Source organism: Pseudonocardia hierapolitana (assembly GCF_007994075.1).
In the GTDB taxonomy this organism is placed as follows: Bacteria; Actinomycetota; Actinomycetes; order Mycobacteriales; family Pseudonocardiaceae; genus Pseudonocardia; species Pseudonocardia hierapolitana.
In genome coordinates this window covers 8,315,169-8,328,040 of sequence record NZ_VIWU01000001.1, presented here as the reverse complement: position 1 = coordinate 8,328,040, position 12,872 = coordinate 8,315,169, and the positions used below count along the sequence as shown (strand labels likewise).

Here is a 12,872-nt window from a genome sequence, read left to right as displayed (position 1 = left end):
AGCCGCACGACGTCGAGTCCGCGGCGCGGCTCGTCGCGCACGGAATGCGGCCCAAGGCACTGCCGTCGCGCGACGCCGGCTACGCGGAGCTGGTGCGCCGCTACCGCGACGACGACGGGTTCGCCGACACCGTCCAGCGCGTCGCGGCGGGGCTCGGCCTCGTCGTGCTGGCGGTGGGCCCGCAGTCGGGGATCGTGCTGGCCGCGGTCGAGGAGTCGGTGTTCGAGATCCGCATGGACGAGTACGCCCGGCGCACCGTCCTGCAGAACCGCCAGACCGACAAGATGCTGCACGGTCTCGCCCACCTCGCCGCCGCCGCGCTGGCCTTCCCCCGCCCCGACGACCTCGGCGACGACAGCTACGTCGGCCGGGTGTCGGTCGACCATGTCGACGGGGCGGTGCGCGAGGCGTGCCGGGCCCTCGAGGAGCGCACGGCAGGCGCCGAGGCCGATCCGCTGTCGGACGCGCCGCACCTGGAGGCCGCGTGGCGGGCGTGGCTGCGCCGGCCGGAGGCCACGGCCACCAAGGACGGGCGGGCAGGCGAGGCGACGACCCGCGGGATCGTGGGCAAGGCGCTGCGGTTCCTCGCCGACCAGGGCTTCCTCGTCGCCGTCGGCACCGAGGGTGGCGTCTACCGCACCACGCCGCGCTACCAGGTGCAGGTGCGCGAGCTCGCCGCGCAGCGCGCGTTCGACGAGCTGCTGCAGCTCGGCGTGCTCCCGGCCGCGACGGCAGGCGGCGCCCTGCGCGCCCCGAACGGACTCGAGGCCCCCGATGTATGAGCTCACCCGCGTCCGCCTCTTCTCGGTCGGGCCGCCAGGGGCGCGCTACCAGGACGTCACGCTCGACCTGCGCGGCGTCGGCCCCGCCGTGCAGGCGGCGCAGCAGGTCGACCTGTTCGCGCCCGACGACCTGGAGCGCGTGCCGCGCCGCCCGTCCCCGGCGTCGGTGCTGTTCCTGGAGAACGGCGGCGGCAAGTCCGTGCTGCTCAAGCTGGTGTTCTCCGTGCTCCTGCCCGGACGGCGCCAGGTCGTCGGCACGACGAGCACCACGGTGCTCGAGAAGTTCGTGCTCGGCGAGGACGTCGCGCACGTGGTGCTGGAGTGGATGCACACCCGCACCGGGCAGCTGCTCGTCACGGGCAAGGTGTCCGAGTGGCGCGGGCACGTGACGTCCCTCGACCCGGAGAAGCTCGGCGCGGCCTGGTACTCCTTCCGGCCCGCCCCCGGCTTCGGCCTCGACGACCTGCCGTTGACGGTCGACGGCCGCCGGGTCACGACGACGGGTTTCAAGGACCGCCTCACCGAGCAGCACCGCGCGCTGCCCGCGCTGGAGCTGGTCTGGGAGACCGGGCCGCGGGACTGGACGCGCCACCTCGCCGACACCGGCCTCGACCCCGAGCTCTTCCGCTACCAGCGCGCCATGAACGCGGGCGAGGGTGAGGCGGCCGAGGCGTTCGCGTTCCCCACCGACGAGGCGTTCGTCGACTTCCTGCTGCGCGCCGTGCTCGACACCGAGGAGCCGCAGAACCTCGCCGACCTCGTCTCCGGATACGCCACGCGGCTCGCGCAGCGGGCCGACCTGGAGCAGGAGCGCGACTTCGTCGAGGGCACGCTGGCCCGCCTCGACCCGCTGACCGACGCCGAGCGGGCCGCCACGGCCGCCCGCCAGGACGAGGCGGCGGCGCAGGACGGCGCCCGCGCGCTCGCCGCGGCGATCGTGGCCCGCCGCGGCGCCGAGGACGATCGGCTCGCGGTGGCGGTGCAGGCCCACGACGCCGCGCAGGAGCGGGTGCGGGCCGCCGAGCTGCGGGATCGCCGGCAGCAGGAGATCACCACCGAGCTGCGCCGCCGCGTCGCCGCGCTGGAGCTGGCCGCCGCCCAGGAGGCCGAGACGGCCGCCCGCAGCGCCCACGCCGAGGCCGAGCGGCAGGTGGCGGCGTGGCAGGCCGTCGAGCCGGTCCTGCGCCACCGGCTCGCGGAGGCCGAGGCGCGGCGCCTGCGCGGCGTGGTGGACGCCGAGCAGGAGCGGGCGCGGCCCGCGCTTCGGGCGCGCCAGGACGCAGCGAGTGCGCTCGCCGCGGGGCTGCGGGCGATGGTGCGCGAGGCCGAGGCCGCTGCCGCCGCGACCGAGCACGCCGCGGCAGCGGCCGACGAGCGGGCCGACACCGCGCGGGCGGCCGAGCTGGCCGAGGTCGGCACCGCAGCATCCCAGCGGGCGGCCGCCGACCAGGCGCGCCGCGAGCTGGACCGGATCGAGCGGCGCACCGCCGTGGCCGTGACGGCGGGGCACCTCACCGAGGGTGCCGACGTGGCCGCCGCGAGCGCCGCCGCCGAGAGTGCGGCGGAGGCGGCCCAATCGGAGGTGGCCGCGCTGCACACCGAGCTGGCCGAGCTGCGGCACGCCCGCCGCGCGGCCGACGAGCGCCGCGGCACCGCCCGTCGTGCCGAGGACGGGGCCCGCGCCGCCGCGGAACGGGCCGAGGCCGCCCTCGCCGACGCCCTCGCCGCGCGCGACGCCCTGGCCGGCGAGCCGCGGTTCGCCGAGCTGCTGGGCGTCGAGGAGATCCGGCCGGACACCGACGCGTCCGCCCTCGAGGAGCGCCTCGTCGCGGCGATCGGCGTGGGGGATCGGCGGCGCACCGAGCTGCTCGCCGCCCAGGACCGCGACGCGCGGGCGCTGCGCGCGCTCGGTGCGGGCGGGCTGCTGCCCGAACCCGCGGAGATCGAGCAGGTGCTCGCGGTGCTGGAGGCGGCCGGGATCACCGCGTACTCGGGCTGGCGCTACCTCGCGACGCTCCCCGAGGCCCGGCGCACGTCCGCCGTCGAACGGCTCCCGCACCTGGTGGCGGGCGTGCTGCTCAACAAACCCGAGGACGCGGCGCGGGCCCGTGAGGAGCTGGAGCGGGCACGGCTGCTGCCGTGTGCGGCCGTGACCGTGGGCGCCACCGTCTCCGTGGACGCCGGCGGGAGTGCCCCGGGCGTCGACTTCGTGGTGCCCCCGAACCCGGCGATGATCGACGAGGGGGCGGCCGAGCAGGTCCGCGCGGAGCTGGAACGCGAGACCGCGGACCGCGCGGCGGCACTGGAGTCGCTCGGCGCCGCCCTGGAGGCCGACCGCGCCCTGCTCGCCCGGCTGCGCGACTGGCGGGAGCGGCACCCGACGGGGGAGCGCGACGCGCTCGCCGAGGCCGCCGACGCGGCACGCTCGGCCCTCTCCCGCGCCGTTCGGGAGGCCGAGCTGGCCGATGCCGAGGTCGCCGGGCTCGACGACCGGGCCGACCGGCTCGAGCAGGACGCGCCGCGGCTCGCCGCCGCCGGGGAGGACGCCAGGGCCCGCGCCGCGGCGCTCGCCGCCCTGGTCACCGAGGTGCGCAGGCGGCCGGACCTGGACGAGCAGGTGCGGGCCGCCGCCGCGGCGGTCGAACGCGCCGAGGCCGCGGCCGCGAGCGCGCGGGCCGAGGCGGCCGCCGCCCGCCGCGCCGCCGACGAGGCCCGCCGCAGCCGCGACCGGCAGCGGGCGGTGGCCGACTCGAGCCGCACGGAGCTCGCGGATCTGCCGCTGGACGACATCGAGCCGGAGGACGCTGCCGGCTCCGATGCCGACCCCGCTGCCGACTCCGATGTGCCGGACGTGGCCCTCGAAGTGCTGAGGGCGGAGTACCGCAACGCCGATGCCGCGTACTCGGCCGCCGAGGTCGACGCCGACCTGCGGGCCCGCCTGGGGGACGCGGAGCGGGCGGCGAGAGCGGAGCAGGCCGCCTTCGACGAGCTGCCCGACGAGGTGCGGGCCGCAGCCGACGCGCTGCTGCGCTCGCCCGACGCCGCCGACCCCGCCACCCGCCGCGCCGCGACGGACCAGGCCCGGTCGGCGCTCGCCCGCTGCGCGGAGGCCCTGCGGGAGGCCGGCGCGGAGCTCGCGGTGGCGAGGCGGGAGGCCGGCCGGTTCTCAGCAGGCCCGCAGTCCGTCGAACCCTACGGCGAACCCGCCGGCGTCGAGCACGGCCGCGAGCTGGTCGACCGGGCCGAGCGCGACCGGCGACAGGCCGCCGCCGACGCGAGCGCCGCCCGGGACGCGGCCGGTGCGGCCGAGTCCGCCCGCCGCGCGGCCGAGGCGTCGGCCGACGGGTTCCGGCACGTCGTGGCCGGGCTCGACGACGGGGCCGTGGACGCGGCGGAGCCGGGTGCCACGCCGTTCGCGGGCGACGTCGACGCCGCGCTGGCGCGCTGGAAGGAGCTGCGGGCGGCGGTACGCGACGCCGCCCGGGACCGGGCGGCCGCCGAGCGCGCGGTGCGTGCGGCCGTCGACGCCGTGGCGCAGTTCGCGCAGGAGGCCCGCTTCTCCTCCGTGGCGAGCCCGGTCCGCAGCCACGTGCTCGGCGTGGCCCGCGCCGACATGCCCGGGCTCGCGGCCGAGTGGGAGCAGGCGCTGCGCCCGCGGCTGCGCTCGCTCGACGACGACCTCGCCACGATCGGCCGGCACCGTTCGGGGATCGTGACGCGGTTGCACGGGATGGTCGGGGAGGCCCTGCGCACCCTGCGGCTCGCGCAGCGGCTCTCCGAGCTGCCCGAGGGCCTGTCGGACTGGTCGGGCCAGCAGTTCCTGCGCATCCGCTTCGACGAGCTCGACGACGCGGCGCTCGTGCACGAGCTCGGCGAGGTGGTGGACCGCACCGCGCAGGAACGCGCCGGGAACGCCCGCGACCGCCGGGACGGCATGTCGCTCCTGCTGCGCGGCGTGCGCGCGGCGATGCCGAAGGGCGTGCGGGTCGAGATGCTCAAGCCCGACGCCGTGCTGCGGACCGAGCGGCTACGGGTGTCGGAGATCCGCGACGTGTTCTCGGGCGGGCAGCAGCTGACGGCCGCGATCGTCCTGTACTGCACGATGGCCGCCCTGCGCGCCCACCAGCGCGGGCAGGGCAGGCGCGCCCACGCGGGCGTCCTGTTCCTGGACAACCCGATCGGGCGCGCGTCGGCGGGCTACCTCCTCGAACTGCAGTTCGGTGTGGCCCGTGCGCTCGGCGTGCAGCTGATCTACACGACCGGACTGTTCGACGCCGGAGCGCTGAGCGCGTTCCCGCTGATCATCCGGCTGCGCAACGACGCCGACCTGAGGGCGGGCCGCAAGTACCTGTCGGTCGACGATCGCGTCACCCGCCGGCTGGCCGAGCTCGACGCGCCGGACGGCAGCGGCCGGGTGGCCGCGGCGCGCGTCTTCCGCAGGCCCGAGCCGGTCGGGTCCGCACCTGCCTGAGCGGCGCCGGTCCTGGCGTGAGGGATGGGACGCGCTGGTGTGCCGCGACACCATCGGGAACGGTGCGGGGGTGACCGAGCCGTACGAGCGCTTTCCCGGCCTGTGCCTGGTGCGCACGAGCGATCTCGACGAGGCGCTCGGCCGCATGGGCGAGGTCTACCTGCCGCACCGGATCGACCTGCTCGACGCCGGGTCCACGCTGGACGTACAGCTCAACGCGTTGCGGCTGGGCAGCGTCACCGCCGGCTACGTGCGCTACGGCGCCGAGATCCGGATGGTCACGGCGGAGGCGCGCGACTACCACGTCAACATCCCGCTCGTGGGCCGCGCCCGTTCCCGCAGCGGACGCCGGGACCCGGTGTTCACGGCCCCGGGCCGGGCGGCGATCTTCATGCCCGGCGCGCCCGCGGAGATCGAATGGGGCGCGGGCAGCGCCCAGCTGAGCCTCATGCTCGACCGGCGGGCGGTGGACCGGGAGCTGGAGCGGCTCCTCGGACACCCGCTGTCGCGGCCGCTCGAGTTCGCCGTCGGGATGGACCTCACCACCCCGGCGGGCGCGTCGTTCCTCGCCGCCCTCGACCTCGTGGAACGGGAGGCCGGACGCCCGGACGGGATGCTGCGGTTCCCCGCCGCCGCGGCGCACCTGGAGGGTCTCGTGATCCACGGGCTGCTCCTGGCCCAGCCGCACAACCACTCCGACGAGCTGCGGCACGGGGACGCCTCGCTGCAGCCGCGCGCGGTCCGGCAAGCCGTCGAGCTGATCGAGGAGCGCCCCGAGCACGCGTGGACGATCACGGAGCTCGCCGCGACCGTCGCCGTCAGCGTCCGGACCCTGCAGGACCGGTTCGCGCAGTCGGTCGGGATCCCGCCGATGACCTACCTGCGGGACGTGCGGCTGGACCGCGTCCACGCGCAGCTCCTCGCGGCCGACCCGCACGAGGTCACGGTCGGCTCGGTGGCGGCGTCGTGGGGCTTCCTGCACGCCGGCCGGTTCGCGGTGGCCTACAAGCGCCGGTTCGGCCGGTCCCCCTCCGCGACGCTGCGTTCGGGGTGAGCTAGCACGAGGTCTGACGGGCGAGCGCCCGCTGGACCGCTCCGATGCTGTGGTGGATGAGGATCAGGTCACCGGAGGTAGTGCCGCCGAGCAGGCTGTCCACCGCGCCACCGTTGGTCACGACGTGCAGGCCGACGTGCCCCGCCCGGACGCGCTCGACCAGGCTGCCGAGCTTGGGCACCGCGCCTGCACGCAGCTCCGTCACGCGCGTCAGATCGATGACGACCGCCCACGGCGTGGTCTCGAGGCACCGGTCGACGGCGTCGTGCAGGTCGTGGACCGTGTGGCGGTCCAGCCGCCCCCGCGCGCGCACGACGGGCACGCCTGGCCGAAGGCGTGCCCACTCGGTGCTGAAATCCGGCTCCTGCGGGCCACCGTCCCAGAACATCGCCGCTCCCGTCCTGCCCCCTTTTACGCGCCCACATTCGAACGGCGAACGGTGCCGGGACAGCACGGATCACGCAGCGTTCTGGCCGATCTACGCAGCGGTACCGGCGCGGCTCTCGACGCTCGTCGTGCGCAGGTCGCGGCGGAAGGTCTCCGGCGCCTTCCAGACGGCGAACATGGAGAGCACGGCGCCGAGCATCACGTAGCCGGCCACCAGCGGCCAGCGCGTGCCGTCGGGCCCGGCGAGCGCGGTGGCGACGAACGGCGTGAGCCCGCCCGCGAGGATCGAGGCGATCTCCCGGCCCGCCGCGGCACCGGTGTAGCGCCGGTCGGCGGGGAAGAGCTCTGCGAAGAAGGCCGGCTGCACCGCGTTGATCGCGTTGTGCCCGAGGTTGAGCACGAGGACGTAGCCGAGCGTGATCAGCAGGAACGACCCGGTGTGCAGCAGCCCGAAGAACGGGAAGGCCATCACGAACACGACGACCGAGCCGAAGAAGTACACCGGGCGGCGGCCGATGCGGTCCGACACCGCCGCGAACACGCCGTGCGAGACGAACGCCAGGACGGAGACCACGAGGATGGCGTTGTTGAGGGTCTCGCGCTCGATCCCGAGAGCCTTGTTGCCGTAGGACAGGGCGAACACCGTGAGCAGGAAGTAGGGCAGCGCCTCGGCGAAGCGCAGGCCGAGGATCAGCAGCAGGCTGCGCCAGTCGTCGCGGAACGTCGAGACGATGGTGTCCGTCCCCGTCTTCACGGCGGCCGGCTTCCCCGGGTCCTCGGTGACGGGTGCGACCGACTCGGTGAAGACGGGGGTCTCGGAGAGACTGCGCCGCATCCAGAAGGTGACGACGAGGATCACGGCCGAGAGCAGGAACGGCACCCGCCAGCCCCATGAGAGCAGGTCCGCCTCGGGGAGCGTGTAGACCCAGGCGAACGACAGGGTGATGAGGATCTGCGCGGAGAACCCGCCGGTGTTCGGCCACGCGGTGAAGAACCCGCGCCGGTTCGGTGGCGCCGACTCCAGCACGATGATCATCGAGCCGCCCCACTCACCGCCGACGGCGAAGCCCTGTGCCAGGCGCAGGACCACCAGGAGCAGCGGCGCCCAGATCCCGATCGTGGCGTACCCGGGCAGCAGGCCGATGAGGATCGTGCTCACGCCCATCACGGTGAGCGTGACCAGCAGCGTGGACTTGCGGCCGTGCATGTCGCCACGGCGGCCGAAGAAGAGGCCGCCCAGCGGCCGGGCGAGGAACCCGACGGCGAACGTCCCGAAGGCGGCGAGCGTCGCGACGAAACCGCTGCTGTCGGGGAAGAAGACCTGGGGGAAGACGACGGCTGCTGCGGTGCCGTAGACCAGGAAGTCGTAGTACTCCAGCGTGTTGCCCAGGAAGCTCGACGCCGTGACCTTCCAGGTGTAGCGACGATCTGGTTGCGCGACGGTCGCGGCCATGCGACAGCCCCTCTCGAGTGCGGTGGTGCGGGGAACTATGACTTGTCTACGGTTAACCGTCAACGGTTGACGTTGACCGTCTACCGGGCCAGCGCCTAGGGTGACCGCATCCGAACGAGGAGCGTCGATGATCGTCAGTCCCGTCCACCGGCCACCGTTGGGCGAGCAGCTGCTCACCCAGGTGCGCGCGCTCATCGTGCGCGGCGAGCTGGAGCCGGGCACCCACCTGGTGGAGGGGTGGATGGCGGAGCGGTTCGGGGTGAGCCGCGGCCCCGTCCGTGACGCGCTGCGGCAGCTGGAGCTGGAGGGTCTCGTGGAGACCCGCAGGCGCGGCGTCTACGTCCGCGGGCTGTCCGAGGATGACATCGTGGAGCTGTACGCCGTGCGCGCCGCACTGGAGGGACGGGCGGTCCGGGACGTGATCACCCGCCGCGCGAGCCTCGAGTGGACCCCCCTCGAGGGTGCGGTGGCCCGGATGCGCGCGGCCGCCGCCGACGCCGATCCGCCCGCGTTCGCCGCCGCCGACCTCGACTTCCACAGCGCGTTCTACGACCTGGGCGGCAACCGCAGGCTGGCGGCCACGTGGGCCCTGCACCGCCCGCTCTTCGCCGCGATGCTCGCCGTCACCAACACCACCGACCGCGACCTCACGCCCATCGCGCAGGACCACGCCGACCTGGCCGAGATCGTCCGCACCGGCGAGCTCGAGCCGGCCCTCGCCGCGCTGGACGAGCACCTCGACGGTTCCTGCGGGCGCATGCGCAAGGTGCTCGCCGAGCGGCCCCGCCGGGCCTCCTGAGAAGAAGAACGCCCACGATCCGAGGGAGACCCATGTCCGAGACCGCACCCGCTCCGCAGGTGAGGGCCGAGGTGCTGGCCGCCGTCCCGACGTTCTTCGATGCGGACGGCGAGATCGACCGGGAGACCACGGTCGCGCACCACGCCGCGCTCGCCGGGCGCGTCGACGGGGTGTTCGTGGCCGGGACCACCGGCGAGTTCCCCGCGCTCGACCGCGCCGAGCGGCGCACGCTCACCGAGCTCGCCCTCGACGCGTACGGCCCTGAGCGGGTGGTGGTGCACGTGGGCGCGGCCGGCACCCGCGAGTCGGTGGCGCTCACGCGTGACGCGGTGGCGCTCGGCGCCCGTCGGATCGCGGCGCTGACGCCGTACTACCTCCCCGTGGACGCCGCCGCGGTCGCGCGGCACATGGCGGCCGTGGTCGAGGCGGCACACCCGGCGCGGGTGTACGGGTACCTGTTCACCGAACGCACCGGCGTGGTCGTCGACCCGGCCGAGTTCGGCGAGCTGGCCGCCGAGGTCGGGCTGGCCGGCGTCAAGCTGTCGGGCGCGGCGAACGGGCGGCTCGTCGAGTACGTCGCCGGGTTGCCGGCCGGCGCCCGCCTGTGGTCCGGCGCGGACACCACGCTGCCTGCTGTCGTGCGGGCCGGCGGGGCGGGGATCGTCTCCGGGCTCTCGGCGGCGTTCCCGGAGCCGTTCACGGCGCTCGCCGACGCCGTGGCCGCGGGTGACACGGAGGCGGAGCGGGCGGCGCAGGTCCGCGCCGACGCCGTGCTCGACGCCCTGGCAGGCACGGTCGAGGGGATCAAGGCCGCACTGCGCCACCTCGGGCACGGCAACGGTGCGTTGCGCATGCCGTCGCCCGACGTCCCCCGGGCGGCTCTGGAGCGCATCGCCCGGCTCACCGATCCCGTGCCGGTGGCGTGATCAGCCGGTCTTTCGTCACCCTCGACCGCGGGTCGCAGTGCCATGCATCGACCGTCGCGGTCGTGGACGGGCGCCCGGTCGTCGCCTGGTTCGCCGGCACGCAGGAGGGCACGCCCGACAACCGGATCCACGTCGCCGGGCCGGCGGGACCCGGACGCTCGACACCGGCCGGGACGTGGCCCACTGGAACCCGGTGCTGGCACCGGGGCCCGATCGCACGATGTGGCTGTTCTGCAAGGTGGGCGCGCGGATCTCCGAGTGGATCACACTCGTCACGCGCTCGCCCGACGGCGGCGCCACCTGGGAGCCGGTGCGCGAGCTGGTGGCCGGTGACCGCTCCGGCGGTCGCGGCCCGGTGAAGAACCCACCGCTCGCCACGCCGGACGGGCTCTGGCTCGCCCCGGCCTCTGTCGAGGAGTGGGGTGAGCGGCCCAGCTTCAGCCCGTTCGTCGACGTCTCGCCCGACGGCGGGCGTACCTGGGAGCGGGCGCCGATCCCGGTGGACCGGTCGGTGCTCCGCGGTGCCGGCCACATCCAACCCGCGCTGTGGTGGGGTGCGCGCGGGCCGGTGGCCCTGATGCGCAGCACCGAGGGACGCGCCCACCGGTCCGATTCGCCGGACGGCGGGCACACGTGGACCGCGGCCGTGCCGACCGACCTGCCGAACGGCAACTCCGCGCTCGCCAGCGTGGCGCTGCGGTCCGGCCGGGTCGCCTGCGTGCACAACCCCTCGGACCGCGACTGGGGGCCGCGCTGCCCGCTGGTCGTCTCCGTGTCCGACGACGACGGCTGGACATGGCGGCAGGTGCTGACCCTCGACGACGGCGCCACCCCGGTCGACCCGGCGGTGCCGCTGCGGCACGGCCCGGCGGACGGCTTCGCCGCAGGCGACGGTGGCGTGGTGACCAGCGGCGCGGGGGAGTACTCCTACCCGACGGCGGTGCTCGACGGCGACCGCCTCCTGGTCAGCTACACCTGGCAGCGGCGCGGGATCGTGCTGGCCGAGGTGCCGCTCGCGCAGCTCCTGGACGTGTAGGTCCGGAACGCCCGGGTTCGGATCGGTCGCGCGTGCTCGAACCGACCCGGCGCGATCGCACGACACGTAAGACGGCCGGACCGCCACCTCGCCTGCGACGACTGACCAATTCGGACGTACCGATCTAGATCAGATCGCTGCGGCTCAGCACGCCGACCACCCGGCCGCCCTCCACGACGGGCACCATGCGCAGCCCGTGCTCGGCGATGAGGAGGCGGGCGCTGGAGATGGAGTCGTCCGGCGAGAGGGTGATGACCTCCTTGGTCATGACCGAGCCGACGGTGCGCCCGTTGGCGCGGCCGGACAGGGGCTCGCGGCCGAGGATGTCGGCCTCGCTGACCAGCCCGACGAGCCGCCGCTGGTCGTCCACCACCGGCAGCGACCGGTGGCGGCGCTCGACCAGCAATGCGGCGACCGTGTCGATCGGATCGGTGGCGCGAGCGGTGACGACCTCGGTGGTCATCGCGTCGCGCACCTGGCCTGCGCCGGGATGGGCGGGCGCCTTCGGACGGGTGGGCAGCGGGGCCACCACGTCGTCGTCGCCGCGGAAGCGTTGCGCCAGCCGCCCGAGCGGGCCGGGCCGGGAGCGGACGCGCAGCAGGTCGCTGCGGGTGACGACGCCGACGAGCACGGAGCCGTCGACCACGGGCATCACGCGCAGCTCGCCGTAGGAGCGCAGGCGGTGGGCGAGCAGGCTGAGACTCGCCCGCGGCGGGACCGACAGCACGTCGGGGTTCATGACGGCGCCGACCCGGGCGGAGTCGGCGCCCCCGTCCTCGCGGTGGCGCAGCACGTCGAGCAGGCTGATCATCCCGACGAGGCGGAACCTGCGGTCGATCACGGGCAGGGAGCTGTACCTCAGCTCGGTCATCTTGTGGACGGCCACGTCGAGCGTGTCGTCGGGGCCGACGGTGACCACACGAGTCGTCATGATGTCCCGGGCGCGCAGAGCCATGCACCGACCGTAGCGGCGGGCACGGACACCGTCAGCGTCCGTGCCCGCCGCACGATCGTCAGCCGGCGAGGAACTCGACGAGCAGGTCGCTCACCTCGTCGCCGTGCGTCCACAGCATGCCGTGCGGGGCGCCGTCGATCTCGACGTAGCGGGCGTTCGGGAGGCGGTTGGCGAACTCCCGGCCGGTGGCGTCGATCGGCAGGATCCGGTCGTGCGTGCCGTGCACGATGAGGGCCGGGACGTCGATCTTGTCGATGTCGCCGCGGAAGTCGGTGCCCCAGGTCGGCACCACGGCCCAGGACGCCAGGGAGCCCGCGCCCGCGGCCACGTTCCAGCTGTTGCGCACCGCTTCCTCGCTGATGCGGGAGCCGAGGTTCTCGTCGAGGTTGTAGAAGTCGTTGTAGAACTGCGTGAACCAGGCGTAGCGGTCCTTGCGGGCGGTGGCGAGGATCCCGTCGAAGACGGACTGGTCCACGCCGGTCGGGTTGTCCGCGGTCTTGATCAGGTACGGCTCGAGCGAGGCCAGGAAGGCGGCCTTCGCCACCCGGTCCGAGCCGTGCCGCGCCAGGTACCGGCCCACCTCACCGGTGCCCATCGAGAAGCCGACGAGTACGACGTCTCGCAGGTCGAGCGCGGTGAGGACCTTGTCGAGGTCGTCGGCGAAGGTGTCGTAGTCGTAGCCCGTGGCGGGCTTGCTGGAGGCGCCGAACCCGCGGCGGTCGTAGGTGATGACGCGGTAGCCGGCGTCGAGGAGCCGGTCCTCCTGCTTCTCCCACGACGCCCCGTCGAGCGGGTAGCCGTGGATCAGGACGACCGGCTGGCCCGTGCCCCGGTCCGTGTAGTGCAGGTTGATCTCGACGCTGTTCTCGTGGCCGACGGTGATGTGCGACATGGCCGGGAGCCCTTCTGCTGGTGGCTGGTGCTGACGTTGACGAAAGCTATTACCGAACGATCGGTAAAGCAACGTGAGGAGGGCGACATGATGCGATTACCGTTCGTTCGGTAATGT

General features: G+C 74.7%; 10 protein-coding genes. 6 read left to right on the top strand and 4 right to left on the bottom strand.

The genetic code is table 11. The features are described from left to right. Nucleotides 1–44 precede the first annotated feature (44 nt). The 3 genes from FHX44_RS39230 (at nt 45) to FHX44_RS39220 (ending at nt 6,307) form a co-directional block, all read left to right on the top strand. Nucleotides 45–782, top strand: a complete 738-nt coding sequence (locus FHX44_RS39230; protein WP_147261838.1) for a hypothetical protein — start codon at nt 45–47, stop codon at nt 780–782. Beyond that, nucleotides 775–5,253, top strand: coding sequence for a hypothetical protein (locus FHX44_RS39225; protein ID WP_147260396.1), 4,479 nt, complete (start codon nt 775–777; stop codon nt 5,251–5,253). Before FHX44_RS39230 ends, FHX44_RS39225 begins: the two co-directional genes overlap by 8 nt. A gap of 70 nt (nt 5,254–5,323) precedes the next feature. Next, nucleotides 5,324–6,307: an AraC family transcriptional regulator gene (locus FHX44_RS39220; protein WP_147260395.1), complete on the top strand. Its 984-nt coding sequence runs from the start codon at nt 5,324–5,326 to the stop codon at nt 6,305–6,307. Nucleotide 6,308: 1 nt separating this feature from the next. Here FHX44_RS39220 and FHX44_RS39215 read toward each other — a convergent pair whose 3' ends face one another. Continuing rightward, nucleotides 6,309–6,695 (bottom strand): STAS domain-containing protein, encoded by a 387-nt coding sequence (locus FHX44_RS39215; protein ID WP_147260394.1) that lies wholly within the window; start codon nt 6,693–6,695, stop codon nt 6,309–6,311. A gap of 90 nt (nt 6,696–6,785) precedes the next feature. Next, on the bottom strand, nt 6,786–8,147 hold the full coding sequence (locus tag FHX44_RS39210; RefSeq protein WP_147260393.1) for an MFS transporter: 1,362 nt from the start codon (nt 8,145–8,147) through the stop codon (nt 6,786–6,788). A gap of 127 nt (nt 8,148–8,274) precedes the next feature. On the opposite strand from FHX44_RS39210, the gene FHX44_RS39205 reads away from it, so the two are divergent. The 3 genes from FHX44_RS39205 to FHX44_RS39195 all read left to right on the top strand — a co-directional run bounded on the left by FHX44_RS39205 (nt 8,275) and on the right by FHX44_RS39195 (nt 10,908). Further along, nucleotides 8,275–8,946 (top strand): GntR family transcriptional regulator, encoded by a 672-nt coding sequence (locus FHX44_RS39205; RefSeq protein WP_147260392.1) that lies wholly within the window; start codon nt 8,275–8,277, stop codon nt 8,944–8,946. Nucleotides 8,947–8,978: 32 nt separating this feature from the next. Further along, nucleotides 8,979–9,872 (top strand): dihydrodipicolinate synthase family protein, encoded by an 894-nt coding sequence (locus FHX44_RS39200; RefSeq protein WP_147260391.1) that lies wholly within the window; start codon nt 8,979–8,981, stop codon nt 9,870–9,872. Between the two features lie 175 nt (nt 9,873–10,047). Further along, complete coding sequence (locus tag FHX44_RS39195; RefSeq protein ID WP_170309224.1) at nt 10,048–10,908, top strand: exo-alpha-sialidase; 861 nt, start codon at nt 10,048–10,050, stop codon at nt 10,906–10,908. 124 nt (nt 10,909–11,032) lie between these two features. Here the strand turns inward: FHX44_RS39195 and FHX44_RS39190 are convergent, their stop codons facing one another. Together FHX44_RS39190 and FHX44_RS39185 are read right to left on the bottom strand one after the other, a co-directional pair. After that, nucleotides 11,033–11,863, bottom strand: a complete 831-nt coding sequence (locus FHX44_RS39190; RefSeq protein WP_147260389.1) for a CBS domain-containing protein — start codon at nt 11,861–11,863, stop codon at nt 11,033–11,035. A gap of 58 nt (nt 11,864–11,921) precedes the next feature. Continuing rightward, nucleotides 11,922–12,755 carry an alpha/beta fold hydrolase gene (locus tag FHX44_RS39185; protein WP_147260388.1) on the bottom strand — a complete coding sequence of 278 codons (834 nt, stop codon included), beginning with the start codon at nt 12,753–12,755 and terminating at the stop codon, nt 11,922–11,924. Nucleotides 12,756–12,872 lie beyond the last annotated feature (117 nt).